The sequence below is a fragment of the Erwinia sp. PsM31 genome (assembly GCF_030433775.1).
In the GTDB taxonomy this organism is placed as follows: domain Bacteria; phylum Pseudomonadota; class Gammaproteobacteria; order Enterobacterales; family Enterobacteriaceae; genus Erwinia; species Erwinia aeris.
In genome coordinates, this window is the sequence record NZ_JARUWZ010000033.1 from 22,461 (window position 1) to 46,706 (window position 24,246).

Here is a 24,246-nt window from a genome sequence, read left to right on the forward strand (position 1 = left end):
TTATCTGAATGGAGCAAAGATGAAAAAATGTTTATTGCTGATGGCCGCGCTGCTGCTGAGCGGATGTCTACATCAGACGCCTGAAAAAATCAGCCGGTTGCACTATCGCTGCGGCACGCTGCCGCTGTCGGTGCTGCTGGATAACGATCGTGAGGAAGTGAATCTGATTCTGGACGGCAATCCGCTGACGCTGAAGCAGCAGCCCGCCGCTTCCGGCACGCGCTATGCCGATGAAAACTACGTTTTCTGGTCAAAAGGCGACGGCGCTTTTGTGGAGCGCAACGGCAAAATCATCATTGACGACTGCCGGCTCGAAAACCGTTAACTCGTTGAAATTGATTGTGATGAGGCGCACAATGCCTCAACTCTGATAGCGGAAAATCCCATGAATGACGACAGCCTACAGCAGATTGCTCATCTGCGCCGTGAATATACTCGTGGCGGCCTGCGCCGCAAGGATCTGCCTGACGACCCGCTGGTGCTGTTTGAACAGTGGCTGAGCCAGGCGGTTGCCGCGCAGCTGCCGGATCCTACTGCCATGAGCGTGGCGACCGTGGACGAGCACGGGCAGCCTTACCAGCGCATCGTGCTGCTGAAGCATTTTGATACGCGCGGCATGGTGTTTTACACCAATCTGGGCAGCCGCAAAGCACAGCATCTGGAAAAAAATCCGCGCATCAGCCTGCTGTTTCCGTGGCATATGCTGGAGCGCCAGGTGATGGTGCTGGGCCGCGTTGAAAAACTGTCAATGATCGACGTGATAAAGTACTTCCACAGCCGCCCGCGCGAAAGCCAGATAGGCGCATGGGTATCGAAACAGTCGAGCCGCATTTCCGCGCGCGGCGTGCTGGAAGGCAAGTTTCTGGAACTGAAGCAGAAATTTCAGCAGGGCGAGGTGCCGCTGCCGAGCTTTTGGGGCGGCTATCGCATTACCATAGACTCAATGGAGTTCTGGCAGGGCGGCGAACATCGTCTGCATGACCGCTTTTTCTACCAGCGCGACAACGAGGCGTGGAAAATCGATCGTCTGGCGCCCTGATTGCGCGAAATAATCCGTTAAGCGCTGGCACAGAGCCCGTCGGCGCTTTATTCTATACCCCTTTTTTTCATCCGCTAGCCAGCGGAGAGCTGTGTACCAGCAAAGGTGCAGACTTTTTTTACACGGAGTCACAGATGGGCAGCAGTAACCTGATTAAACAATTGCAAGAGCGTGGCCTGGTCGCCCAGGTAACGGATGAGGAAGCGTTAGCAGAGCGGCTGGCGCAAGGGCCAATCGCGCTCTATTGCGGCTTCGATCCGACCGCGGACAGCTTGCATTTGGGCCATCTGGTCCCGCTTCTCTGCCTGAAGCGCTTCCAGGATGCCGGTCACCGTCCGGTGGCGCTGGTGGGCGGCGCGACCGGTCTGATCGGCGATCCGAGCTTTAAGGCGGCCGAGCGCAAGCTGAACACCGCGGATACCGTTAACGAGTGGGTGGAAAAGATCCGCGGCCAGGTCGCGCCTTTCCTGAACTTCGACTGCGGCGACAACAGCGCCGTAGCGGCCAATAACTACGACTGGTTCGGCAGCATGAACGTGCTGACTTTCCTGCGCGATATCGGTAAGCACTTCTCCGTTAATCAGATGATTAATAAAGAAGCGGTGAAGCAGCGTCTGAACCGTGACGACCAGGGCATCTCCTTTACCGAGTTCTCCTACAATCTGCTACAGGGCTACGACTTCGCCTGCCTGAACGAGCGCTACGGCGTGGCGTTGCAGATTGGCGGCTCCGATCAGTGGGGCAACATCACCTCCGGTATCGATCTGACTCGTCGTCTGCATCAGAACCAGGTGTTTGGCCTGACCGTTCCGCTGATCACTAAATCCGACGGCACCAAGTTCGGTAAAACCGAAGGTGGCGCGGTGTGGCTGGACGCGAAGAAAACCAGCCCGTACAAATTCTACCAGTTCTGGATCAATACCGCGGACGCCGACGTTTACCGCTTCCTGAAGTTCTTTACCTTTATGAGCATTGAAGAGATCAATGCGCTGGAAGAAGAAGACAAAAACAGCGGTAAAGCGCCTCGCGCCCAGTATGTGCTGGCGGAGCAGGTCACGAAGCTGGTGCACGGCGAAGAAGGCCTGACCGCCGCGCAGCGCATTACCAAAAGCCTCTTTTCCGGCAGCCTGGCGGAAATGACCGAAGCGGACTTTGAGCAGCTGGCGCAGGACGGAATGCCGTTTGTTGAGCTGGAAGCCGGTCAGGATCTGCAACAGGCGATGGTCGACGGCGATTTAGCGCCGTCTCGCGGCCAGGCGCGTAAGCTGATCGAATCGAAAGCGGTAAGTATCAACGGTGACGTGCAGCTCAGCGCGGAATACGCGTTTGCACCGGCAGATCGCCTGTTTAATCGCTTTACGCTGCTGCGCCGTGGTAAAAAGAACTACTGTCTGATCGTCTGGAAATAATGCTTCAGGCGTGAACAGACAAAGGCGCGTCCTGAAGCAGGGGCGCGCCAGCCCGCTTTTAAGCATCCCGTCCCTTTTTTCCGGCAAGGTTTCCATGAAAAACATTCTCTCCGTCCAGTCGCACACCGTTTTCGGCCATGCCGGCAACAGCGCCTCGGAATTCCCGATGCGCCGCATGGGCGCAAACGTTTGGCCCCTGAATACCGTACAGTTTTCTAATCATACCCAGTACGGCCAGTGGACCGGCGTGGTCATGCCTGCCAGCCACCTGACCGATATCGTCAGCGGCATTGCGGCTATCGACCGGCTGAAAACCTGTGATGCCGTGCTCAGCGGCTATCTTGGCTCCGCAGAGCAGGGCGAGCAGATCCTCGAAATCGTTCGTCAGGTGAAAGCGGCTAATCCCGACGCCTGGTACTTCTGCGATCCGGTGATGGGTCATCCTGAAAAGGGCTGTATCGTTGCGCCCGGCGTGGCGGAGTTTCATGCCCGCAGCGCGCTGCCCGCCAGCGATATTATTGCGCCGAACCTGCTGGAGCTGGAGCTGCTCAGCGGTCATGAGGTCAACAGCGTGGAGCAGGCTATCGCCACCGCGCGCGAGCTGATCGCCAAAGGGCCGAAAATCGTGCTGGTGAAGCATCTGGCGCGGGCAGGCCAGCGCAGCGATCGCTTTGAAATGCTGCTGGTCACGGCGGATGAGGCCTGGCATATCAGCCGTCCGCTGGTGGATTTTGGCGTGCGTCAGCCGGTAGGCGTCGGCGATCTGACCAGCGGGCTGCTGCTGGTGGATCTGCTGCACGGTCTGGGGCTGAAAGAGGCGTTAGAGCACATTACGGCGGCGGTCTATGAAGTGATGCTGAAAACCCATGAGATGGGGGAGTACGAGCTTCAGCTGGTGGCGGCTCAGGACAGTATCGCCAATCCCCAGCAGCATTTTGATGCGGTAAAACTCTGATATTGCCGGGCTGAAAGCAGCCCGGCAACCTCATTATTTCTCGTTGCCGAAGCCCTGCTTAAGCAGCGCGGACAGCACGTCCGGGAAATAGATATTTTGATAGTAGCCGGAAACGCTCTCGCTCCAGCTTTCGCCGTCCTGGCGGCCGATATTCTGCCAGTGCTGCACCATCTCCTGATTATAAGCCGCGATATTTTCCTGCAGGCCTTCCGTGCTGTAGCGCTCTTCGTGACGGAAAGTGCTCAGCGGCAGGCGCGGTTTCTGATGCGCCGGCTCATCCACATAGCCAAGCGCCAGCCCGACCACGGGGAAAGTCAGCTCGGGAAGATGCAGCAGCTCAATCATCGCCTGCGGATCGCGACGGATGCCGCCAATCGGCACAATGCCCAGGCCTTCAGCCCGCGCGGCCGTCATCACGGCGCCCAGCGCAATGCCGATGTCGGTCGCGCCGGAGACCACGCTTTCAATACTCTGCTGGGCAATCTGCTCTTTATCGATGGCCGCCATCGCCTGCTGGCTTTTATGCATATCCAGCACAAAGGTGATAAACAGCGGCGCTTTGGCAATCCACGGCTGGCCGCCGGCAATAGCGGAAATCTTGCCGCGAGCTTCGGCATTGCGCGTAATAACCAGCGACACCTGCTGTGAGTTCACCGAGGTTGGCGCACGGTAGGCGGACGCAACAAGACGATCGAGGATAGCGTCATCAATCGGACGATCGGTAAAGCTGCGCTCGCTTTTATGGGCGGTAAGGATATCAATTACGGAACTCATAGTACCTCCAGATGTAATAGCCGCAGAGTATAAGGCATTGCCGCTACGCGGTTTAACACCTTATGCGCTGGCTCATCCGCAGGCCTTCAGTTCAGTCCTTCCGCCTCTAAGGCCTCAATTACGGATGGTCGTGCCGCAACGCGCTGAAACCAGCCTTCCAGCGCCGACAGGCTGGCTATATTCAGCTTCAGCAATTTCGCCCAACGCATTACGGTAAACAGATAGGCATCTGCGGCGCTGAAATGCAGGCCAGACAGCCACTGTTTGTCTTTCAGCTCGCCATCGATCCAGGTGAATTTTTCCTCCAGCTGCTGGCGCAACACGGCTTTATAGTCGTCCGGCGCGGCATCGCTGAACAGCGGCGAAAAGCCTTTATGCAGCTCCGATGAGATAAAGCTCAGCCATTCCAGCGTCTGATAGCGCGCCAGCGTGCCGGTCGGCGCCAGCAGCTGACGGTCGGGTTTCAGATCCGCCAGATACTGGACAATCGCTACGCCTTCGGTCAGCACGGTGCCGTCGTCAAACTGTAGCGCGGGGACTTTTCCTTTTGGGTTTATCCGGCGGTAATCTTCCTGTTGCTCGGTGATCCCGGCGGCGGTATCGACCCTGACCAGCGTGAAATCCAGGCCCGTTTCCAGCATCACGATATGCGGCGAAAGCGAACAGGCACCGGGTTTAAAGAACAGTTTCATGGCGTACTCCCTGACTCAGAGGAAAAGATGTTCTTAGCTTAGTGCCGTCTGCTCAAAAAGTCAGCGGCTTTGCGTACGCGGCTGGCTTAATCGATCTCTTTTTCGGGCTGGCCCGGCTTATTGGTCTGAAAACAGGCAAGCTCGGGCAGCGCGGCGCGAGCCAGCTCCCAGAATGCCCGCACGCGGGCGGGCATATATTTGACATTCTGCGTCACCAGCTGCACCGGAACGGCGGCGCAACGAAACGCGGGCAGCACTTCGCACAGCGTTCCCGCCTGTAGATCCTCGTAAACCTGATAGGAGAGCAGGCGGGCGATGCCTTTTCCCGCGCGGGCGGCGATCAGCTGGGTTTCCACCTCGTTAACGGTTAGCCTGGGCGTGATGCGAACGCGCTCCTGCAAGCCAGCGGCGGTAAAGCGCCACGTTTTACTGGCTGTCACACCGGCAATCAGATGGTGATCCGCCAGCGCGGCAGGCGATAAAGGCTCGCCCATGCGGGCCAGATAGTCCGGGCTTGCGACCAGCAGGCGCCGCACGCGGCCGACCTCGACGGCAACCAGCGAAGAGTCGCGCAGCTGCCCAATGCGCACCGCCATATCCAGCCCTTGCTCAATCAGATCCTGATAGCCGTCGTTGAGCTGTAAATCGATTTGGATATCCGGATAGCGCTCCAGAAACGTCAGCACCAGCGGGGCGACATGCCTGCGGCCAAACTGCACCGGCGCGGTCAGGCTAAGCTGGCCGCTGAGCGGATTGCCGTCGCTGGCGGAAAGCGCCTGTTGATAAGCGTCCAGCACGCCTTTTGCCCGTTCAAACAGCGCAACGCCTGCGGGCGTCGGCGCCAGGCGACGCGTGGTACGCTCTATCAGCGTACAGGCCAGGCGCTGCTCCAGCGCGGCCAGCGTGCGGGTTATCGCCGCCGGAGAACGCCGCAGCATGCGGGCCGCCGCCGCCAGGCTTCCCTGCTGCACCACGGCGACAAAGACCGCCAGCTCGTCGAGTTTATCCATCACCGTTTCACTTTATGAAATTATGAATTGCTATCTTTGCCGGTTTACGCCGTTTTCAGCAAGAGTATGCTGGAAAAAACAGAGGAGAAACGTCATGACTACCTTAACGCTTTATGGAACGGAACTTTCGGGGCACGTGCATCGCGTCCGGCTGCTGCTGGCTATGCTGAACCTGCCGACCACCCTGAAAGAGGCTGGTGCCGATGTCAGAAAAAGCGCCGCTTTTCTGGCGCTGAATCCGCTGGGACAGGTGCCGGTGCTGGTGGATGGCGAGCACGTCATTACCGACAGCAACGCGATACTGATCTGGCTGGTAAAACGCTATGCGCCGGACAGCCAGTGGCTGCCGCAGGATCTGCATCAGCAAGCCCAGGTGCAGCAATGGCTGGGCAAGGCCGCAGGCGAAATTCGCTACGGGGTTGCCTCGGCGCGGCTGATTAAACAGTTCGGCACGCCAGAGAATTATGACTCGGCAGTGGCGACAGCGCGTAAATTTTTACCGCAGATGGAGGCGCATTTAGGCGGCAAAAGCTGGCTGGTGGGCGACAGCGCGACGCTTGCCGATTTGGCCTGCTATGCCTACGTCGCCTGCGCGCCGGAAGGCGGCATTTCGCTGCGCGACTATCCGGCTATTCGCCAATGGCTGCAAAACGTTGAGGCGCTGCCGGGATTTATTGCGCTGCCGCCGCTGCCGCATCCACAGGAAGCGTAACCATGTTCCACTCCGGCGAACGTCTGGCGCAGCAAAAGGCGGGCTTTAGCCCCGAAAGCGCCGCCATCTATACGGCAATGCCGCAACAGCACCAGCTGTTTTACGCCGGGCTGAGCCAGTTTTATTTCAGCACGATCGATGCCGCTGGCTATCCGGTTGCGGCCGTTTTGCAGGGCGAGCCGGGATTTGTGCAGGCAACGGATGAGAACCATCTGCGCATAGCCACCGCTTCCTTAACGACCTTTCCCGGCCTGCCGGCTTTAAGACCCGGCATGACGGCGGGCGGCCTGGGCCTCGATTTTTCCAACCGGCGGCGCAATCGGGTCAACGGCACGATCGCCAGCGTTACGCCAGATTTTGTGACGCTCGCCGTGCAGGAAAGCTTTGGCAACTGCCCAAAATATATTCAGCGGCGGATCTTGCCTGAGCACCAGCTGCTGCGACAGCCGGAGCGGGAGCCGCTGGCCGCGCTGGATGCCGATGCGCGCTACCTGATTGCCGCCGCGGATACCTGCTTTATCGCCAGCCGCGCGCCGCAGCAGGGCGCGGATATTTCCCATCGCGGCGGGCCGCCGGGTTTTATCGGGATGACGCAGGGGAAGCTGGCGATCGTTGACTACGCGGGCAACCGTTATATGAATACGCTGGGGAATCTGCTGCTGGCGCCTCGCTGCGCGCTGCTGATTATGGATTTTCATCAGGGCGCGGCGCTGCATATTCAGGGAACGGCGGAGCTTGTCTGGCCACAAAAGGAGGGGGAAGAACGTTGCCTGCTGATCGCGCCGGAAAAAATAGTGCGTTTTCGCCAGCTGCTGCCCGCCGCCGGGCTGGCGGTGGAGTTTGCCGCCTCGACGTTGGCCGTCAATAAAAAAGGGTGACGTGGCGTCACCCTTTTCAGCACTAAGTCGATATCAGTTCTGCGTCATGCGGTTCAGTTTAGGCGCGGTCAGCATCATCAGAACAGCAATAACGCCGGTCACGATACCGATCTGCAAAAAGACGTCGCCATAAACGTGCAGTGACTGCAGCGGATCGGTGATGTTTTCCGGCACCGCCATCATGTTGGCAACTTTACCGGCTACCATGGCAGCGCCTGCCGTGGTCAGGAACCAGGAGCCCATAATAAAGCCCATCAGACGCTGCGGCACCAGCTGGGCGACCATCGCCAGGCCCAGCCCGGAGATCATCAGCTCGCCCACGCTTTGCAGCGCATAGCTCAGGATCAGCCAGCCCACCGACACGATACCCAGATCGTTGGCGAATTTCGCGCCCAGCGGCAGCACGAGGAAAGCGATGGAGCAAAGCACCATGCCCAGCGCAAACTTGTGCGGCATCGGCAGGCGGTCGCCCATCTTGTTATAGATTGCCGCCAGCAGCGGGCTGAAAATCATGATCCAGAAAGGATTCAGCGCCTGGTACTGCTCGGGCTGGAAGGTCAGGCCCAGGATGCTGTGCTCGACGTTGCGGATGGCGAAGAAGTTCAGCGAGGTCGGCATCTGCATATAGAGCACGAAGAACACGATGGCTTCCACCATCAGCAGAAACGCGACGATCATCTTGCGGCGCGGCGCGCCCTGTAAGGCAAAAGTTTCTTTAGCGAACAGCAGCACGATGCCGATAGCGACCACTGCCAGCAGCAGACGCGCGACGCCCTGATTGTGCAGCATCCAGGTTGCAATGACGATCAGCACCGCGATACCGACTATCGTTGCCAGCAGCTTGCCTACCTGCAACGGCTGGAAGTCAGGCTTAGAACCATGATCTTTCACCCAGCGGCGGCAAATCATAAAGTTCACCAGGGTGATCAGCATGCCGACAAAAGAGAGTGAGAAGGCGACGTTCCAGCCATAGTGCGCGGCCAGCCAGGGCGTGGCCAGCATGGAGAAAAAGGAGCCGATATTGATCGCCATGTAATACATGGTGAAGGCGCCGTCCAGGCGGGGATCGTCTTTTTCATAACAGGTAGAGAGTAGCGAAGAGGGGTTCGCTTTAAACAGGCCGTTACCGACGGCAATCGTCGCCATGCCGATATAGACCATGCTGACGTCATGGCCTGACCAGGCCACCAGCGCATAGCCCAGCGCCAGCACCAGCGTGCCCAGCACGATAACGCGTTTGGTGCCGAGCACCTTATCGCCCAGCCAGCCGCCAACGGCTATCAGGCCGTAGACCAGCGCGCTGAAAGAGGCGAACAGCGTAATAGACTGCTCTTCGGACATGCCCAGCATCTTGACGAGATAAACCGCCATGATGCCCTGTAGGCCGTAGTAACCAAATCGTTCCCAGAGCTCAATCGAAAAAATTAAATAAAAGGATCGGGGCTGTTTAAACGCGTTGAGACTGGTGTTCTCAGGATGTTTGTTTGCAGTTGACACGGATACCTCTGGAGTCAATCGCCTGATTTGAAGCGAAAATTAAGTCGGTTTTCATCAGGACGGGCTTTAGCCGCATAGTTATAAATTCGGAAAATCGGCGGTTAATTTCGCCGATTGCGTGCTGTCAGGCAAGCCTTTTTTCAAATAAGGTCAAGCGCAGTTTTATTAGTGTTTATTACATTTGAAAAGCCCGTGCCTGCTATAAACTGCTTTTTTTACATAAATGTTAAACATATTGCTCTGTATCAAGGTTAAGGGTTGCGCAAAAAGCCCTATTAATAACCTGTCTGTAACAGCTGGATATTTCTCTTACCGCAGCAAACTTAAGCAATATTATGCGTGGTTTATGCACGCCATTTCACAAAAAATAGAGGATTATCACGTTTCTGCCGTCATCTGGCGCGACTCAACGAGCTAAAACCGCGCAGTTAAGTGCATCATAAGTTATTAATGAGTGAAAAATAACTTATCCAACCGTGCGCCATGTTGGCCTCTGGCGCGGAAAGGCGAGATTTATTTGGGTTGTGTAAAGATTAATCGTGCCGTCTAAAGCCGTCCTGGCTGCAGCCGATAACTTCACTACCTCAATAATTGTGCAGAGTGATAATGTTAACGATTTACAACAATGAAACTGCGCTGGCCACGGGCAATGCCCGAGCGGCGAACAGCTCGCTGCTGGCGCAATCTATTGAGCGGCTTTCCTCTGGTTTGCGCATTAATGGCGCGCGCGACGACGCGGCGGGGCAGGCTATCGCCAACCGTATGCAGGCGAACGTCAACGCCGACAGCGCGGTAACACGCGGCCTTAACGACGCTATCAGCTACGCGCAGACGGCGGAAAGCGCGCTGGGCAACATTGGCGATATGCTGATCAAGGCAAAAAGCCTTGCGGTACGCGCGGCCAACGGCACTATGTCAGTGTCCGACCGCCAGAGCTATAACGCGGAATATCAACAGCTGCTGGCAAGCATCAACGGCATCGCCAGCGGCACGGAAATTTTTGGGCAGTTTCCTCTGGCGACCGATAAGCCGGAGCTGCCGCCGGTGCTGTTGGGCAACGTTGCGCCTATCGGCACTAAATTCCCGATAGCCGGACAGAACTACTCCTTTAACTCCGGCGTGATTTCGCTGGCGTATATTCCGGCCGGCACCACGAATATTTCTATTACCGTTGATTCCTTGAGCATGGATGACGATGTGCAGCTGTTCACGCGCGACGGCAAGCATCTGGCCGGCACGCCGATCGAAGGCGGCACGCCCGACTTTACGTGGGCCAGTAAAGGCGTCACCGATGCCGCCTCCGCGACCAGCAAGCTGATGAGCGTCAGCAACGGTTTCAGCAGCGGCGCCAGCTACGACGCTTCAGGTCTGAATGAAGGCGGCCCGGCGTGGGCGTTGAACGGCAGCGAAACCTCCAGCTATAACGGGATGAGCATCACCTATAGCGGCGACGGCGATCGCTATGAAGATGCGGCCACGGGCGCGGCGAACGACGGCACGGTAACCAGCAATACCCTGGAACGGGTCAGCATTGATAACGTCAGCGAAGATCTTATCGTGGTGGTGGTGGGCAACGGTTCGTTTAACAGCAACCTGACGTGGGGCTCGTTGCCGCAGCCGACCGCCACGCCAGCGGTGCCGCCGAAACAGAGCCAGCCTTTAGAGGTGATCACCAGCGCCAACTATGGTCAGCCGATCCAGTCGGATACCCTGGGGCCGACGCCGTCCGATACCAAAACGCTGGGTCTGGACAACACCAGCCTGCTGACCGATGGTGCCATTCGTACGGCGATGGGCGCGCTGGATGCGGCATTGAACAAAGTCAGCAGCTACCGTTCCGATTATGGCTCGAAGATCAACCGTTACGAGTCCAACAAATCGGTGCTGTCACAGCAGAGTATCGCGACGCAGGCGGCACAGAGCCGCATTCAGGACGCCGACTACGCGCAGGAAGCCAGCAAGCTGGCTATGGCGCAGATCAAAGAGCAGGGGCAAAATGCGGTCACGAAGATGGCCAACCAGCAGGCGCAAAACGTGCTGACGCTGCTGCGCGATTAATTCTTCGTAACAGAAAGCAGCGGATGCTTTCGCCTCCTTAAAGCCTGCAACAACCCGAAAGGCCAGGCGGCTCATCGCAAGGTTATCCAACGTTTCGCTGATTCAGCAAAGTTTTTCCGCATGTTTAGCGTCATATATCAACTGAGCCTGTGCCATTTCAGGGCCATATTTTAGCGCCCATTCGTACAGCGCATTAAAAGGGTCCTGGAGCGACTGCGCGAGTGCGGTAAGACTGTACTCCACGCTCACCGGCGAACCAGACAGTACCTTTCGATGAACCAGTCCATTGCGCTCAAGCCGCTTAAGCGCATCAGCCAAAGCCTTGTGCGTAATGCCGTCCAGTCGGCGGCGCAGTTCATTAAAGCGCACGGGTTCACTACAAAGCACGGTAAGAATTAAAATCGACCATTTATTGGTTATATTCTCAAGAACCGGGCGGGTTTTTCCTATTTCTTTCAGGTCATTACAGTCAGTCTGATTCATAGCGATATACTCCGGAATACCTGGTATAAACAAAGTGCGTAATTGTTATTAAGTATAAAAATTATATCATCTGTTTTCCATCCCGACAGGAGTGAGCAGATGAGTAGGTTAAATAATAAAGTTGCCCTGATACTCGGCGGCGCCAAAGGCATTGGTCTTGCTATCAGCCAGCGATTTGCCAGTGAAGGGGCAACAACCTGGTTCACCTCGCGCCGCAACGAGGAATTAGCAGCAGCCAGCCACACCATAGCCGGCGATGGCAGGCCGCTACGTGCCGATGTCAGTCAGATAAGCGAACTAACGCGTATAGCTGAGCTGATTAAGACGGAGTCCGGCCAGATAGATGTGCTGGTGATCAATGCCGGCATGTCGACATACTCGACCCTTGATGAAGTCACCCCAGCGCATTTTGATACTACTTTCGGTTTGAACGTGCGCTCACCGCTGTTTGCTCTCCAGGCCGCACTTCCCCTGATGAAAGCGGGCGCCAGCGTGGTATTGATAGGTTCTGTCGCCGATGTCCTTGGCACTCAGGGATATGGCGTATACGGTGCCAGTAAGGCGGCGCTTCGTTCTTTTGCCCGCACATGGACACGTGAACTCTCCGAGCGGGGCATTCGCATTAATGTTGTCGCTCCCGGCCCTGTTGATACGGAGATGATGCAGGCAGCCTCTGAAGAGCTACGCAACGGGATAATCAGCGCCATTCCTTTAGCAAGAATGGGCAGGCCTGAAGAAGTTGCCAATGCAGCATTATTCCTCGCGAGTGACGAAAGCAGCTATATAGCCGGAGCGGAAATTTGTGTGGATGGTGGGCTGACACAAGTTTGAGCGAGGTAGTTTAAGTTTCACCAGGCTCTGACGTTAACGGCTGATTGCGGCCGGTTGAGTTGACCATACGGCCCCCCTGGGAACCCACGTCTGCTTTTCGCACGGAGCGCCCTGACGTGCAGGCCGATGTCCACTTTGAGCAAGAGGCGGAGATGCTGCCACAGCTGACGGGAACGCAGTGCAGGCCCGGAAGATCTGCCTTATCCGGGTTTCTTTCTGGCACGAAATGCCGCCACTTTCATGCGATTACCGCAGGTTGTCATGCTGCACCAGCGGCGGCGATGAGATTTACTCAGGTCATGGAACCACAAAATGCAGTCATGGGCCTCACACTGACGAACGAATTCGAACTTATCGCTGGTGACCAGATTGATCAGAGCCTCGGCAATCGGCCAGAGCAGGCCGGACGGGCTGGTGGCATTTTGATACACGGCGATGCGAAATTGCTGCAAATCGCCGTCCCATTCCAGCTTCCTGACAGGGCGGCCCAGCTCAAGCACCCGATTAATCACAGCCAGATCCACCGGAACACTGTTAATGGCGGCGTTCACCACGATCTTTGCCGCGTCGCGAAGTTCACGAGCCTCAGTAAGCAGTCCATCCGGGACCTGCCGATCGTTGATGTCGGACAAGAGTCCGGCTCTCATCAGCCAGCTTGCGACGCTGCGATCGTCGATAAGCGTGTCATGACGTTTACCCTCCACAACATACTCGCTGTTAATAAAATCGAGGGCCAGGTTATCACCCAGAAACGGGGCGTCGGAAAAAGCGTTGTCAGGATCCAGCATGCTATGTAACCCACAAATTTAATTTGGCAGGTTACCAAAAATGCATGTAACCTTCAAATTCTAACTTTAAAGGTTACAGGAGACGATCGTGACTGCTTCTAAATCAGCATCTGCTGCCCCTTTGCTTAACGACACGGCATCCGCCGTGGCGAGCCAGGTTCATTACCGCTACGAGCAGGTGGATAACGTAAGGATTTTCTACCGTGAAGCCGGTAATCCAGAAGCGCCCGCCCTATTGCTGCTTCACGGCTTTGCTGCTTCATCATTTATGTTCCGCGACCTGATACCTGAACTTGCCGGACGCTATCACGTCATTGCGCCAGATCTGCCGGCGTTCGGCTTTACCGAAGCCCCTGCAAGAGGCGAGTACGCCTATACGTTCAGCCAGCTGGCAAAGACCATCGGACAGTTCACCGAACAGCTTAAGCTCAATAGCTACGCACTTATGGTTCACGACTACGGCGCCCCGGTAGGCTGGCGTCTCGCTGTCGCGCATCCGGAGCGCGTGACCGCCATCATTTCCCAGAACGGCAACGCTTATGAGGAGGGACTGGGCGAGAGCTGGGCGCCTATCCAGAGATACTGGCATGACCCTGGACAGCAGAACCGGAATGCGCTGCAGGATTTTCCGACACCGGCCTCAATTAAATGGCAATATCTTGAAGGGGTGACCGACAAGAGTTTGGTTTCGCCAGATGGATATACGCTGGAGGGGCTGCAAATCTCACGGCCGGGCAATGCGGATATTCAGCTCGATCTGGTGCTGGATTACGCCTCGAATGTGGCAATGTATCCTGATTTTCAGCAGTACTTCCGTGAATATCAGCCACCTTTGCTGGCAGTTTGGGGGCAGAACGATCCGTTTTTCCTTCCGGCTGGCGCAGAGGCATGGAAACGCGACCTTCCCAATGCGGAGATTCGCTTCTATGACACCGGACACTTTGCGCTGGAAACCCACGGCAAGGAAATCATTCCTGCTATTCGTGATTTTCTGGAAGAGAATATGTAAACAACACGTCCGCCCCCGGGCCAGGCGAAAAGCTGATATCCTGGCCTGTTATCTGCGCAGACCTTCAGCTTTCGCCCGTCTGTATGAGTCCGCCAATCAGCGAGGCGAAGGCTGTAACCGCTTCCGTTTCCTTCAGTCGCCCACGGGTAAGGGCCACGGACAGCGCTTCTCCCGCGCCGACCAGGCCGATGCAGCATTGCTGTAGTGATTGGGGCGTCATATTGACATGGGGTGTCAGAATTGACGCAAACATGGCGACACAATTGTCCAGAAGTTCCTGGAAAACGACCGCCTTTTCTTCACTCCCCGCCAGCGCCGCTCCCACTGCGTGAAACTCGTCCGTTTTGTCTGCGGCGCAGTGTATATAGGCGCTCGCCAGCATCTGTACCGTTTCCTGCTGGCTTCGGGAAGTCGCGCTCATGGCCTCAGTAAACGTCCTTACCCGTTCCATATCTATCCACCTGTACAGCTGGATCAGTAACGTCGAACGAGTCGCGAAATGATCGTAAACCACAGGTTTCGAGACGCCTGCACGCACGGCCAGATGGCCCAGCGTGAGGCGATCCGCATTTTCCTCGCGCACGATCAGAAGCGCGGTATCGAGAAGCTGTTGTCGCCGTTCTGCCTTCGACAGGCGCCGGGCAGGCGACCCGGCGGCCGGAGCCTTGTGTTCTTTCATTCTCTCTTTCTCATTAAACCTACTAAAAGTAGCTTATGTTGCTGTGGAGTGCTATCTTTCCTACCAATAGTAGCTTATCACACACAAGGAACCTCGCTTATGTCATTTGCTCCTGTCTTACTGCTGGGCGGCTCCGGATCTATTGGTGGTCAGACTGCCCGGGCAATACGCGCTGCTTATCCCGATCTTCCCTTGCTGATAGGGGGGCGCGACCTTGCCAGGGCGCAGCACGCCGCCGCAAAAATGGGAGGTGCGGAAGGTATAGCGATTGACACCGCCCGTGCAGACCTTGGCCTCGGCGAGCGAAAAATCAGTGCGGTGGTCGTCCTCTATAAAGACCATACGCTTGCTGCACTCCGCTTTGCTCAGTCACGAGGCGTACCCCATTTGAGTATTTCTTCTGGCGTGTTCGAGATTGCTCCGGAAATCGCAAGCTTTATGCACGCTCCGGGCGCGTCGGCAGTGGTGCTCGGCTATGAGTGGCTGGTCGGTGCCACGACGGTGCCTGCGCTTCATCTGAGCAAAGCGTTTGGCCAGGTACATGAAATCCGCATTGGGGCGTTAGTCGATGAACAGGATGTTGGCGGGCCTGCGGTCGCCGCTGATTTCGACCATCTGCACCACCTGTTGCCCGCAGCGCTCACGCGGCGGGCCGGCGTCTATCTGTGGCGCGAGGGCGATGAGGCTAAGGGCACCTTCTCAGCGCTCGACGGCACCAAAATCCCCGCCACGGGCTTCTCGTCGATTGACGTGGTTGGGCTGGCAACTGCTACGGGTGCGCACAGCGTCCTGTTCGATCTCGGCATGGGTATCAGCTCAAGCCGGCGCAAAGGAGGAACATTCTCCACCGAAATCATTATTGAGATTTCAGGCCTGGATCAGGCCGGGCAGGCTCTTCGTACCCGCAATGCGGTCGTTCATCCGGGGGGAGCCGCACCGTTGACAGGCATGAGCATTGCCCTGCTTCTTGAACGACTGATCGGGCTGGATGGCAAACCGCCGGTGGCGCCGGGTCTCTACTTTCCTTATCAGATTCTGGAAGCGTCGCACTATTTAACGCGGCTTGCGGAAGAGGGAGGGCAGCTTCTGGAACTGCCGCTGTTATAACTGTCGGGTGGCGTACTAAAAGTGCGCCACTTTCCCCTTAATATCGGGCAGTCTCCGGGCGAAAAGGCCTGAGCCTTAAAAAGGATGCCGGGAAAGGCGCTCGCTGGCAGACCTGCATGATTCGACATACATTTTCAGGTAAGTATGCTATTGCTTTACTGCGTTTTGGTATCACCCGGATTACGGCTTAAATAAAATAAGGATCCCAAGGCTATGGCAGTAAACGATGGGCTTACGTGCTCAGGCCTGCTTTAGTTCCAAAGCAGATACCAACTGGCGTACGTCGCCGCTATCAGCGATAAGCTGGAGTAACCACCCTGAACAGGTAACAAAATTTAAGGAAACGCAATGCAAACGATTGGGATCCTGGGAGGGATGTCAGCAGCCTCAACACAAATTTATTATCGGAAAATGTGTGAGTTGGTTCGTCAGCGTCTGGGCGGTTTACACTCGCCTGAATTGCTTATCCGTTCGCTGGATTTTGCCAACATTGAACATTTGCAGGCCAGCGGAAAATGGGACGACGCCGCAACCCTTTTAAATAAGGAGGCGCTGGCGCTGGCGCGCGGCGGGGCCGACTTTATCGTACTGGCGACAAATACCATGCATAAACTGGCGGACCAAATGATGAGCGGCGTTTCCATTCCGCTGCTGCACATTGCTGATGCAACGGCGGCTCGGATCCTTGCAGCGGGCCTTAAAGCGCCAGGCCTGATGGCAACCGCATTTACGATGGAACAAGCTTTTTATCTTGATCGGCTCAGGGCGGTAAAACTTCAGCCCGTTATACCGAATGATGCCGATCGGGCTGAGGTTCATCGCATCATTTATCAGGAGCTGTGCCAGGACGTTATAAACCCGGCCAGTCGCGCTGTTTATGAAGATATCGCACAGCGTTTAGCTGACAACGGCGCTGACTGTGTGATCCTTGGCTGTACCGAAGTCGGCATGTTGCTTAACAGGGATAACGTTTCCGTCCCTGTGTTCGATACCACGCTGATCCACTGCGAAGCTGCCGTTGATAAAGCGCTGGGTGCGAATGTCTGACGCGGGAAGTTTGCTTCAATATCACCTCTGGGCTGCAGGAGAAATTATCGCTTTGCTCCTGCGGCTATTTTTTTGCTTGCAAAAGCCTGAACCGGCGGTAGCGTTCTAATCAGACCCCTCTTTACCCGAGCGGGTGAGTAAGCTGCTTGCCAGTAGTCTGAATACCTCAATAACTTTTGGCAGTGCCTGCTGCGGATCGTCGCTGGCTGCTATCCACAAGGCCGCATTGAGCGCGGCACCATTTAAAAGATGTGCGGCGGCATCGGCATCGACGGGTTTTATGACGCCGCTTGCGCTCATTTTTATAATGCTCTGGCGAGTGGATTCCAGGCAGCTATTTTGACCAGGCCACTGCGAAGGGTTACCAAGAAAGGCCGGACCATCAAGCAGCACGATGCGCCGTACTTCTGCATCCATCGCCATTTCGATATAGGCGATGCCCTCAGCTATTAACTTTTCCCAGTCATTGCCAGCCGTAGCCGCCGCAGCTTTAGCACGTTGCGCCATTTCACCATCTAACTGTTCGACAACCGCCGCAAGCAGCCCCTTTTTATCGCCAAAATTGGGGTAAAGCGCGCCACGCGTCAGGCCCACGCTGGCAGTAAGCTCATCCATTGATGCGCCTGCGAACCCTTTTTCAGCAAATGCTTTTCGTGCCGCCGCAATCAGTTTTATGCGGTTTTCTTTCATCAGTTCGGCGCGGCTCTTGGTGGCCATACGATATCCTTGTGCCATACGCGGCGTATGTTATTTGACATACGACGCGTATGTGTGATTAATTGTACATACGCAGCGTATATTAGATCATTCCTGTGCGCTGCGCATCCCGCATTCCAACCCGACCTAATCAAAGGAAATCGTATGGCCATCGCCCATCGTGAACCGGTTTTCCCTGCTAGTCGACATGCTCTTTATGAGGAACATGGTTATTCTGCCGCAATCCGTTCTGGTGATATGCTGTTTGTTTCCGGCCAGGTCGGTAGCCGCGCCGACGGTACGCCGGAGCCTGATTTCGCCGCGCAGGTGCAGCTTGCGTTTGATAATTTGGCCGCCACGCTTGCCGCAGCGGGGTGTACTTTTGACGATCTGATTGATGTCACGACTTATCATACCGATCCGGAAAATCAGTTTTCGACAATTATGCAGGTGAAGAAATCGATTTTTCCCCATCCCCCTTATCCAAACTGGACTGCCGTTGGCGTAACATGGCTTGCGGGATTCGACTTTGAAATTAAGGTCATTGCCCGCATTCCAACCCATCAGATATGAAAAATCATATCTGAACAGGCAAAAAATATTTCCCTGAATTCACGGGCCAGAGGCATAAATTAAGGTGGTTCTACCGGCCGTTAAATGAGTAATTCGATTACTCAACCTACCTTTCTTATTCTCTGGCCCGTGCCTGGCCTTTTTTCTGAATAAAATAAAGCGATTAGGTTAAGCCCGGCCGCGCATAACGACTTTTACCGTGTCGATAAACAGGCGCAATACGACAGACATATGGCGATGTTGTGGAAAGTAGAGCGCGATGCCCTGTGACGCAATCGTCCAGTCGTCCAACAACGTCACCAGCCGCTGCGTGTCCAGCCACTGTCGGGCGTAGCGCTCGGGGACATAGGCCACACCCAGCCCGGCGACAGCCGCTTCCACCATTAAAGCGCTGCTGTCGAGGGTCAGGCTGCCCGGCACATCCAGCGCAAACTGCTGCTCATGCTGCTGATATTCCCAGTGATACCGTTTACCGCCCGGCAAGCGCTGGCGCAAACAGGTATGCTGCATCAGATCCTGCGGATGCATGATTTTGGGCCGCCCGGCTAAGTAACCGGGCGAGGCCACGGTAATAAAGCGCAGCGGCCCGCTCAGAGCAATGGCAACCATGTCTTTAGGCACATCTTCAATCAGCCGAATGCCCGCATCAAACCCTTGCGCCACGATGTCTATGAGTTGCCCCTGCGCCACTAAATCAATTTCAATCCCCGGCTTTTGCTGGATAAATGTCGGCAGCACCTTTTCCAGCAGAAGGCTAATCGCTGCATCGCTGGCACTGATGCGCAGCGTGCCATAAGGCTGCTGACCGCTGGCGGTAACGTCGTTCAGCAGGTCATCCATTTCCGCCAGTAACGGCGCCAGGCGCGCGATCAGTATTTCACCCGCTTCTGTCAGCGCAACGCTGCGCGTTGTGCGATGGAACAGCTGCACGCCAAGTGTTGCCTCCAGTCCTTTGACAGTATGGCTAAGCGTCGAGCGTTTAAGTCCCAGCACCTCAGCAGCGCGACGAAAACTGCGCTGCCCGGCAATGGTTTTCACCGCCTGCAATTCATTCCAGGAAGGTCGTTTCATTGTTGAATATTTCCCACCACTTCATGCTGATTTGCGGAGATTATGCCACCAATTATTCGGTTTATGCTGTCCTTCGGTTCACTGAATGGAGAAGACCCTAATGAAAACCTGGCTAATAACCGGTGCATCCAGCGGCCTGGGCCGCCTGATGTGTGAAACGCTGCTGGCCCGAGGCGACAGAGTATTTGCCAGCGTCCGCGATCGAGCAGTATTAGACGGTCTGTCAGCAATATACGGCGATCGTTTGCAGGTAACGGTGCTTGATCTCAGTATGGCAGCGACGATAAAACCCACCGTTGAGGCGGCGTTCGCTCAGGCGGGAAGAATTGATATTGTGGTCAGCAACGCGGCTTACGGCCTGTTTGGCGCAGCGGAAGAGCTAAGCGATAGGCAAATTGAGCGTCAGATTGCCACCAATCTTACCGGGTCGATTCAGCTTATCCGCGCGGCGATTCCCTTTTTGCGGCAGCAGGGTGGCGGGCGCATTGTGCAGGTGTCGTCGGAAGGCGGCCAGGTCGCCTATCCTGATTTCAGTTTGTATCATGCCACTAAATGGGGAATTGAAGGTTTTGTCGAAGCGGTGCGGCAGGAAGTAGCGGCGTTTGGCATTGATTTTTTGCTGGTCGAGCCGGGGCCGACGGCGACGCGGTTTGGTGCGGGGCTGGATATTGCTGATGCCTTACCGGCCTACCGTGATACGGCAGCGGGGAAACTGCGGGCGGCACTGATGTCCGGAGAGTTTGTGATTAAAGGCGATGCTGAAAAATGCGTGACGGCTATGATCGCGGCGGCAGATGCTGCCAGCCCTCCATTACGTCTGCCGCTGGGCAGCACAGCCTACGACAATATTGAAGCCGCGTTAAAAATGCGTCTGCACGCGCTGCAAGCAATGAAAGCCGTGGCATATGGCGCAGATCGCCAGGAAGGGTAGGCAGCCAGGCCCGATGAGGTGGAAGACCAAACAGCTATGAGGCGTTCCACTTCGGTTCTAACCTAAAGCACCGATAGCGACTTTTGGCACGAGGCGGACATGATTTATCCCTGATAAGGCCGGGGCGATCGCCGTTCCAGACCACGCTTTTCGTCCTGCGTCCCCGGCGGGATCGTTATTCAACGACGATGAGTTCTTCGGTCACGAGCCGGACTACGGAACTCAGGTCAATAAAGTTTACGTGGTCCGGATCCACCCTGGTTGCAAAGTTGTCTGACAGAAAGAGTTTATCCATCTCTTCAGCGTTGTCGAACCATGCCTCCACCATAGCGTCAAACCGGGGTAGCTCTGAAGACGCATAATCCATGGGGTATGAAATAACAAAGCGGCGGATCATCTTTGCTTCAGGAATGGCAAAAAGCAGTGGAGCATGAACGTCGCGACGATAATTCCTGAATTCCTCTATGCTCATACCTTGCCGACGCTTGAAAGCGATAATGACTTTGATCATGAAAATATCCTTTGACGGGGAGCAGCCGGTGCGTCTGCTTCGAAATAAGGATAACCATGGAAGTCGAAACAAACTATGTTTGAATATCCCTATTACTTTCGAGATTGTCCCCATGATTGCTGATCCTTTATCCGATATCATCTCGCTATTGACGCCGAAAACCTACATCGCGGGTGGATTTGACTTCGGGGGGGAATGGGCGCTTCAGTTCGGGAAGCATTCTGGCCTCAAGTATTTTGCGCTCGTATCGGGTAGCGCCTGGCTGGCCGTCGATGATGGGCAGGATCCGATAAAGCTTAAGGCGGGTGATTGCGTCCTGCTGCCTAACGGACGTCGGTTCCTGATTGCCCAAGACCTCGCCTTCGAGCCGATCGGCATTGCTACCATACCTGAAGAAGACTGGAACGGCGGGATCGCAACGGTGAACGGCGGGGGAGAAACGACAATGCTCGGCGGCCATTTCGGCTTCGCTGGTGACCATGTCGATATGCTTCTCGGCTCAATGCCAGCCATCATTCGGCTCCGCGATGAAGACGACAAGACAGGTCTGCGATGGGCCCTCGATCGTATGCGCCAGGAACTGTTCGGAGCACAGCCGGGCGCCAGGCTTATCGTGCAGCATCTCGCGCATCTGATGCTGGTCCAGGCGCTGCGGCTTTATCTGGATCACGGCTTGGGAAAAGACGTCGGCTGGCTGTTTGCACTTGGTGATAAGCGGATCGCGGCTGCCATTGGCGCAATTCATGCCAGCCCGGGCAGGCGATGGACCTTGCCGGCACTTGCGCAGGAGGCCGGGATGTCTCGATCCAAATTCGCTCTCAGGTTTAAAAGTCTATCCGGCGCGTCGCCAATCGAATATCTGACACGATGGCGGATGATGATTGCATGCCACCGGCTCACCAGTGGCACTGAATCTGTCTCTGCAATCGCGCACTCACTAGGTTATGAATCAGAAGCTGCGTTCAGTACGGCGTTTCGACGACTCAATGGTTGTTCGCCACGACGGTACTCGTTGAAAAATCCGTTACTAACCGAAACTGATAATTAGTATTTTTCCGGCTGATGAAGTGACCTGCCTTCATTAACTGGCATAAGCCAACGTCCGCTTCTGGCACAAAGCGGACGGTAGGCGCTAAAGGTCTGCTATGAGCGAAAAGCGGACATATACACTCAGTTCACTTCATCTTTGCATGTGCCTGTTGTTCCGGGGATGACGGCGGCAGATTCTTTGTCGTTGATTCCTGAGTTAGTGCATCGTTTTTCACCACCCCTAACAGGACATCAAGCAATCCGGGGAAGCGGGCATCTAGGTCTTCCCGACGTAGCGACAATAAATTTTCGCGGCCAAAGGGACGCTGCCAGATAACGCCACTGTCTCGTAGTACACGCCAGTGGTGAGTCAGAGTTGATTTGGGTATACCGCTTAGCACGGCGCTACAGGCATGCTCACCCCCCCCAGCCAGTACGCGTACCACAGTCAGACGTAGCGGATTTCCTAAAGCCGTCAGCACATTCTCAAAGCGTATTTGTTCCTTATCAGGATGCCCAGCAAGCATTAGTTTTCTCATCAGGTTAGCAACATACCAACACTCTACTTTAAATTTTATCTGTTGACTAATGTACGAGTACATACATACATTAATTGTACGTATGTACTCGTACATTAGTCTATATGGAGATTATCAGATGGCTATAGCCTTACCGGATTCAGATACCCCTCGCTTACAGCACTGGAGCCTTGCGCTGCTTGCTTTTGCCCAGCTTATGTACTCCCTGGATATCAATATTGTGTTTGTCGCTCTGCCGGAAATTGGCGCGGGACTGGGCTTTTCAGAGCATACACTTCAGTGGGTGGTCAGTGCTTATACGGTATGTTGCGGAGGATTTTTACTGTTCGGTGGGCGTGCTGCCGATCTTATGGGGCAGCGTCGCGTGTTTATCGGTGCGTTATGGCTGTATGCGCTATCCTCGCTTGCCGGTGGGTTAGCGTGGAGTCCTGTGGTCATCGTCATTGCGCGAGCCATACAGGGCATCGGCGCAGCATTACTGTTTCCAGCCACACTTTCGCTTATAAACAGACTCTTTGAGGAAGGGCCGTCACGCAACCGGGCACTGGCTGTCTGGGGCGGCGCAGGCGCAAGTGGGCTTACCCTGGGATCGCTCGCCGGGGGGGTACTCACCAGTACCTGTGGCTGGCCGGCGGTATTTTTCGTCAACGTTGTGCTGGCGGCCGTCGCTATTTTTGCCGCTTTTTTTGTCTTACCGAAAGACAGCTTTCGGAACGAACGCCGCAACTTCGATTTACCCGGCGCCGTAACAGTAACCGTGGGATCAACCCTGCTGGTTTATGCACTGATTCAGGGGCCGGAAGAGGGCTGGTTGACGGCACATGTTCTTTTATCGCTGGGTCTGGCAGCGGCATGCCTGCTGGCGTTTATTGCTATTGAATTTCGCAGTCACGATCCCCTGATGCCGGTACGCTTATTCAGAAACCGCAGTCTGGTCACAGGCATGGTGATCACGTTTATTTATATGGGAACCTTTGGTGCTCTGCCTTATTTCCTGACGGTTATGTTTCAAAGCATTATTGGTTACAGCGCTTTGCAGACCGGCCTTGCGTTTATTATTCCTTCGCTGGCCATTTTTGCCGGAACGCAACTTGGAGCCCGACTTGCAAATGGCCTGCCAGTGCGCACGGTATTACTGACCGGATTTGTCACAGGAATTGCGGGTACGCTGGCACTGGTACCAGCAGCCTTTTCAGTTGCATCCTATGCGACCATAATGCCCGGGCTGGTTATTTCAGGAACAGGCCAGGGGATTGTCTGGACGGCAATGTGGATAGCTTCTGGTTCAGGGGTAAAGCTTAACGAACAAGGGATCGCTTCGGGTATGGCTTCTACAACGCTGAATGTGGGTAATGCTGTTGGTATTGCTTTGCTGATAGCTCTATCCGGAAGCGGGGCTGAAAATCTGCAGCAGGAAACGTCTGTGAGCAGTCTCGAAAATGCCTTACAGCTCGCTTTTTATCTGGCTGCAGCCGGGCAGGTTGTAGGCCTTCTTGTTTCCCGACTGTTACCTCGAAAAGCAACAACTGGTTTATCAGCAGAAATAACGTAACTGAAAATCAGTTTTCTATGTAAATCCTTCTGGATGAAAAATAAGCGCATAAAGATCTGCTGAAAAGAGGATCTTGTCGTTGCCGGCCGGAATTAAGGGGGGCATAAGAATCTTAACGTCTTGCTGTGCCGGCCTGTATATGAATGTCGACTTTTGGCACAGGGCTGCTGTTGCAGCCCTCACCGGTTAGACTTCAATTGACTCCGATATCTCCAGAGCATCATCTACTTCAATGCCAAGGTAACGTACTGTGCTTTCGAGTTTTTTGTGACCCAACAGTAGCTGGATCACTCGAAGTTTTTGAATCGCCACGGATAATCCAGACACTTCCGAGCCGTTGATAATACTGGTTTTCATATTCTATCGGTGACATTTG

27 protein-coding genes are annotated in these 24,246 nt (G+C 55.4%); 15 read left to right on the top strand and 12 right to left on the bottom strand.

The genetic code is table 11. The annotated features are described in order from the left end of the window. The first annotated feature begins 19 nt into the window (after window positions 1-19). The 4 genes from QCD69_RS19535 to pdxY all read left to right on the top strand — a co-directional run bounded on the left by QCD69_RS19535 (window position 20) and on the right by pdxY (window position 3,403). Window positions 20-325 (top strand): MliC family protein, encoded by a 306-nt coding sequence (locus QCD69_RS19535; RefSeq protein ID WP_253454425.1) that lies wholly within the window; start codon window positions 20-22, stop codon window positions 323-325. Between the two features lie 60 nt (window positions 326-385). Further along, the gene (gene pdxH, locus QCD69_RS19540) at window positions 386-1,039 is read left to right on the top strand and encodes a pyridoxamine 5'-phosphate oxidase (RefSeq protein ID WP_301253239.1); all 654 of its coding nucleotides are present in this window, start codon (window positions 386-388) and stop codon (window positions 1,037-1,039) included. Between the two features lie 134 nt (window positions 1,040-1,173). Next, window positions 1,174-2,448 (top strand): tyrosine--tRNA ligase, encoded by a 1,275-nt coding sequence (tyrS, locus tag QCD69_RS19545; protein ID WP_253454423.1) that lies wholly within the window; start codon window positions 1,174-1,176, stop codon window positions 2,446-2,448. A 94-nt stretch (window positions 2,449-2,542) separates the two neighbouring features. Next, window positions 2,543-3,403, top strand: coding sequence for a pyridoxal kinase PdxY (gene pdxY / locus QCD69_RS19550; protein ID WP_125289802.1), 861 nt, complete (start codon window positions 2,543-2,545; stop codon window positions 3,401-3,403). 33 nt (window positions 3,404-3,436) lie between these two features. On the opposite strand, the gene QCD69_RS19555 is transcribed toward pdxY, so the two are convergent. From QCD69_RS19555 to QCD69_RS19565, 3 genes are all read right to left on the bottom strand, one after another. Then, complete coding sequence (locus QCD69_RS19555) at window positions 3,437-4,177, bottom strand: NADPH-dependent oxidoreductase (protein ID WP_253454422.1); 741 nt, start codon at window positions 4,175-4,177, stop codon at window positions 3,437-3,439. A gap of 86 nt (window positions 4,178-4,263) precedes the next feature. Continuing rightward, window positions 4,264-4,869, bottom strand: a complete 606-nt coding sequence (gene gstA / locus QCD69_RS19560) for a glutathione transferase GstA (protein ID WP_253454421.1) — start codon at window positions 4,867-4,869, stop codon at window positions 4,264-4,266. Window positions 4,870-4,955: 86 nt separating this feature from the next. Beyond that, entirely contained in the window at window positions 4,956-5,879 is a 924-nt protein-coding gene (locus tag QCD69_RS19565; protein ID WP_301253240.1) for a LysR family transcriptional regulator, read from the bottom strand. A gap of 94 nt (window positions 5,880-5,973) precedes the next feature. Between QCD69_RS19565 and QCD69_RS19570 the strand changes: the two genes are divergently transcribed. Further along, window positions 5,974-6,591, top strand: a complete 618-nt coding sequence (locus QCD69_RS19570; protein ID WP_253454419.1) for a glutathione S-transferase family protein — start codon at window positions 5,974-5,976, stop codon at window positions 6,589-6,591. A 2-nt stretch (window positions 6,592-6,593) separates the two neighbouring features. Then, window positions 6,594-7,469 carry a pyridoxamine 5'-phosphate oxidase family protein gene (locus QCD69_RS19575; protein WP_301253242.1) on the top strand — a complete coding sequence of 292 codons (876 nt, stop codon included), beginning with the start codon at window positions 6,594-6,596 and terminating at the stop codon, window positions 7,467-7,469. A gap of 33 nt (window positions 7,470-7,502) precedes the next feature. Here the strand turns inward: QCD69_RS19575 and dtpA are convergent, their stop codons facing one another. Next, on the bottom strand, window positions 7,503-8,966 hold the full coding sequence (dtpA, locus tag QCD69_RS19580) for a dipeptide/tripeptide permease DtpA (protein WP_253454417.1): 1,464 nt from the start codon (window positions 8,964-8,966) through the stop codon (window positions 7,503-7,505). A gap of 606 nt (window positions 8,967-9,572) precedes the next feature. On the opposite strand from dtpA, the gene QCD69_RS19585 reads away from it, so the two are divergent. After that, complete coding sequence (locus tag QCD69_RS19585; RefSeq protein ID WP_301253243.1) at window positions 9,573-11,024, top strand: flagellin N-terminal helical domain-containing protein; 1,452 nt, start codon at window positions 9,573-9,575, stop codon at window positions 11,022-11,024. A gap of 102 nt (window positions 11,025-11,126) precedes the next feature. On the opposite strand, the gene QCD69_RS19590 is transcribed toward QCD69_RS19585, so the two are convergent. Further along, window positions 11,127-11,507 carry a winged helix-turn-helix transcriptional regulator gene (locus tag QCD69_RS19590; protein WP_301253244.1) on the bottom strand — a complete coding sequence of 127 codons (381 nt, stop codon included), beginning with the start codon at window positions 11,505-11,507 and terminating at the stop codon, window positions 11,127-11,129. A 99-nt stretch (window positions 11,508-11,606) separates the two neighbouring features. On the opposite strand from QCD69_RS19590, the gene QCD69_RS19595 reads away from it, so the two are divergent. Next, a complete protein-coding gene (locus tag QCD69_RS19595; protein ID WP_301253246.1) occupies window positions 11,607-12,338 on the top strand; it encodes an SDR family NAD(P)-dependent oxidoreductase in 732 nt (243 codons plus the stop codon). Window positions 12,339-12,538: 200 nt separating this feature from the next. On the opposite strand, the gene QCD69_RS19600 is transcribed toward QCD69_RS19595, so the two are convergent. Further along, on the bottom strand, window positions 12,539-13,126 hold the full coding sequence (locus QCD69_RS19600) for a CGNR zinc finger domain-containing protein (RefSeq protein WP_301253247.1): 588 nt from the start codon (window positions 13,124-13,126) through the stop codon (window positions 12,539-12,541). 88 nt (window positions 13,127-13,214) lie between these two features. Here QCD69_RS19600 and QCD69_RS19605 point away from each other — a divergent pair, with 88 nt between their 5' ends. Then, window positions 13,215-14,135, top strand: a complete 921-nt coding sequence (locus tag QCD69_RS19605; protein WP_441004990.1) for an alpha/beta fold hydrolase — start codon at window positions 13,215-13,217, stop codon at window positions 14,133-14,135. Between the two features lie 64 nt (window positions 14,136-14,199). Here the strand turns inward: QCD69_RS19605 and QCD69_RS19610 are convergent, their stop codons facing one another. Further along, entirely contained in the window at window positions 14,200-14,814 is a 615-nt protein-coding gene (locus QCD69_RS19610; protein WP_301253249.1) for a TetR/AcrR family transcriptional regulator, read from the bottom strand. Window positions 14,815-14,913: 99 nt separating this feature from the next. On the opposite strand from QCD69_RS19610, the gene QCD69_RS19615 reads away from it, so the two are divergent. After that, window positions 14,914-15,921, top strand: coding sequence for an NAD(P)-dependent oxidoreductase (locus QCD69_RS19615; RefSeq protein ID WP_253454388.1), 1,008 nt, complete (start codon window positions 14,914-14,916; stop codon window positions 15,919-15,921). Between the two features lie 348 nt (window positions 15,922-16,269). Beyond that, a complete protein-coding gene (locus QCD69_RS19620) occupies window positions 16,270-16,968 on the top strand; it encodes an aspartate/glutamate racemase family protein (protein ID WP_301253251.1) in 699 nt (232 codons plus the stop codon). A 105-nt stretch (window positions 16,969-17,073) separates the two neighbouring features. On the opposite strand, the gene QCD69_RS19625 is transcribed toward QCD69_RS19620, so the two are convergent. Then, complete coding sequence (locus QCD69_RS19625; protein ID WP_301253253.1) at window positions 17,074-17,685, bottom strand: TetR/AcrR family transcriptional regulator; 612 nt, start codon at window positions 17,683-17,685, stop codon at window positions 17,074-17,076. A 150-nt stretch (window positions 17,686-17,835) separates the two neighbouring features. Here QCD69_RS19625 and QCD69_RS19630 point away from each other — a divergent pair, with 150 nt between their 5' ends. Next, entirely contained in the window at window positions 17,836-18,237 is a 402-nt protein-coding gene (locus QCD69_RS19630; RefSeq protein ID WP_301253262.1) for a RidA family protein, read from the top strand. 168 nt (window positions 18,238-18,405) lie between these two features. Here QCD69_RS19630 and QCD69_RS19635 read toward each other — a convergent pair whose 3' ends face one another. After that, complete coding sequence (locus tag QCD69_RS19635; protein WP_301253254.1) at window positions 18,406-19,308, bottom strand: LysR family transcriptional regulator; 903 nt, start codon at window positions 19,306-19,308, stop codon at window positions 18,406-18,408. Between the two features lie 100 nt (window positions 19,309-19,408). On the opposite strand from QCD69_RS19635, the gene QCD69_RS19640 reads away from it, so the two are divergent. Next, window positions 19,409-20,239: an SDR family oxidoreductase gene (locus QCD69_RS19640; protein ID WP_301253255.1), complete on the top strand. Its 831-nt coding sequence runs from the start codon at window positions 19,409-19,411 to the stop codon at window positions 20,237-20,239. Window positions 20,240-20,414: 175 nt separating this feature from the next. On the opposite strand, the gene QCD69_RS19645 is transcribed toward QCD69_RS19640, so the two are convergent. After that, window positions 20,415-20,750 carry an EthD domain-containing protein gene (locus QCD69_RS19645; RefSeq protein ID WP_301253256.1) on the bottom strand — a complete coding sequence of 112 codons (336 nt, stop codon included), beginning with the start codon at window positions 20,748-20,750 and terminating at the stop codon, window positions 20,415-20,417. Between QCD69_RS19645 and QCD69_RS19650 the strand changes: the two genes are divergently transcribed. Then, on the top strand, window positions 20,737-21,798 hold the full coding sequence (locus QCD69_RS19650) for an AraC family transcriptional regulator (RefSeq protein ID WP_301253258.1): 1,062 nt from the start codon (window positions 20,737-20,739) through the stop codon (window positions 21,796-21,798). The two genes, QCD69_RS19645 and QCD69_RS19650, sit on opposite strands and share 14 nt — an antisense overlap. Before the next feature lie 127 nt (window positions 21,799-21,925). On the opposite strand, the gene QCD69_RS19655 is transcribed toward QCD69_RS19650, so the two are convergent. Next, a complete protein-coding gene (locus QCD69_RS19655) occupies window positions 21,926-22,306 on the bottom strand; it encodes an ArsR/SmtB family transcription factor (RefSeq protein ID WP_301253264.1) in 381 nt (126 codons plus the stop codon). A 130-nt stretch (window positions 22,307-22,436) separates the two neighbouring features. On the opposite strand from QCD69_RS19655, the gene QCD69_RS19660 reads away from it, so the two are divergent. Then, window positions 22,437-23,870, top strand: coding sequence for an MFS transporter (locus QCD69_RS19660; protein WP_301253259.1), 1,434 nt, complete (start codon window positions 22,437-22,439; stop codon window positions 23,868-23,870). A 186-nt stretch (window positions 23,871-24,056) separates the two neighbouring features. Here the strand turns inward: QCD69_RS19660 and QCD69_RS19665 are convergent, their stop codons facing one another. Continuing rightward, window positions 24,057-24,227 (bottom strand): hypothetical protein, encoded by a 171-nt coding sequence (locus tag QCD69_RS19665; RefSeq protein ID WP_301253266.1) that lies wholly within the window; start codon window positions 24,225-24,227, stop codon window positions 24,057-24,059. Between the last annotated feature and the right edge of the window lie 19 nt (window positions 24,228-24,246).

Bases quoted from the DNA above. Each gene is read 5' to 3' on its own strand.
- pdxY (WP_125289802.1), top strand. From the start codon at position 2,543: ATGAAAAACATTCTCTCCGTCCAGTCGCACACCGTTTTCGGCCATGCC.
- QCD69_RS19565 (WP_301253240.1), bottom strand. From the start codon at position 5,879: ATGGATAAACTCGACGAGCTGGCGGTCTTTGTCGCCGTGGTGCAGCAG.
- QCD69_RS19635 (WP_301253254.1), bottom strand. From the start codon at position 19,308: ATGAAACGACCTTCCTGGAATGAATTGCAGGCGGTGAAAACCATTGCC.
- QCD69_RS19595 (WP_301253246.1), top strand. From the start codon at position 11,607: ATGAGTAGGTTAAATAATAAAGTTGCCCTGATACTCGGCGGCGCCAAA.
- QCD69_RS19620 (WP_301253251.1), top strand. From the start codon at position 16,270: ATGCAAACGATTGGGATCCTGGGAGGGATGTCAGCAGCCTCAACACAA.
- QCD69_RS19590 (WP_301253244.1), bottom strand. From the start codon at position 11,507: ATGAATCAGACTGACTGTAATGACCTGAAAGAAATAGGAAAAACCCGC.
- QCD69_RS19665 (WP_301253266.1), bottom strand. From the start codon at position 24,227: ATGAAAACCAGTATTATCAACGGCTCGGAAGTGTCTGGATTATCCGTG.
- QCD69_RS19655 (WP_301253264.1), bottom strand. From the start codon at position 22,306: ATGCTTGCTGGGCATCCTGATAAGGAACAAATACGCTTTGAGAATGTG.
- QCD69_RS19585 (WP_301253243.1), top strand. From the start codon at position 9,573: ATGTTAACGATTTACAACAATGAAACTGCGCTGGCCACGGGCAATGCC.
- QCD69_RS19660 (WP_301253259.1), top strand. From the start codon at position 22,437: ATGGCTATAGCCTTACCGGATTCAGATACCCCTCGCTTACAGCACTGG.
- pdxH (WP_301253239.1), top strand. From the start codon at position 386: ATGAATGACGACAGCCTACAGCAGATTGCTCATCTGCGCCGTGAATAT.
- QCD69_RS19650 (WP_301253258.1), top strand. From the start codon at position 20,737: ATGACTTTGATCATGAAAATATCCTTTGACGGGGAGCAGCCGGTGCGT.
- QCD69_RS19640 (WP_301253255.1), top strand. From the start codon at position 19,409: ATGAAAACCTGGCTAATAACCGGTGCATCCAGCGGCCTGGGCCGCCTG.
- QCD69_RS19615 (WP_253454388.1), top strand. From the start codon at position 14,914: ATGTCATTTGCTCCTGTCTTACTGCTGGGCGGCTCCGGATCTATTGGT.
- QCD69_RS19570 (WP_253454419.1), top strand. From the start codon at position 5,974: ATGACTACCTTAACGCTTTATGGAACGGAACTTTCGGGGCACGTGCAT.
- QCD69_RS19575 (WP_301253242.1), top strand. From the start codon at position 6,594: ATGTTCCACTCCGGCGAACGTCTGGCGCAGCAAAAGGCGGGCTTTAGC.
- QCD69_RS19625 (WP_301253253.1), bottom strand. From the start codon at position 17,685: ATGGCCACCAAGAGCCGCGCCGAACTGATGAAAGAAAACCGCATAAAA.
- QCD69_RS19535 (WP_253454425.1), top strand. From the start codon at position 20: ATGAAAAAATGTTTATTGCTGATGGCCGCGCTGCTGCTGAGCGGATGT.
- tyrS (WP_253454423.1), top strand. From the start codon at position 1,174: ATGGGCAGCAGTAACCTGATTAAACAATTGCAAGAGCGTGGCCTGGTC.
- QCD69_RS19610 (WP_301253249.1), bottom strand. From the start codon at position 14,814: ATGAAAGAACACAAGGCTCCGGCCGCCGGGTCGCCTGCCCGGCGCCTG.
- QCD69_RS19555 (WP_253454422.1), bottom strand. From the start codon at position 4,177: ATGAGTTCCGTAATTGATATCCTTACCGCCCATAAAAGCGAGCGCAGC.
- QCD69_RS19600 (WP_301253247.1), bottom strand. From the start codon at position 13,126: ATGCTGGATCCTGACAACGCTTTTTCCGACGCCCCGTTTCTGGGTGAT.
- gstA (WP_253454421.1), bottom strand. From the start codon at position 4,869: ATGAAACTGTTCTTTAAACCCGGTGCCTGTTCGCTTTCGCCGCATATC.
- QCD69_RS19645 (WP_301253256.1), bottom strand. From the start codon at position 20,750: ATGATCAAAGTCATTATCGCTTTCAAGCGTCGGCAAGGTATGAGCATA.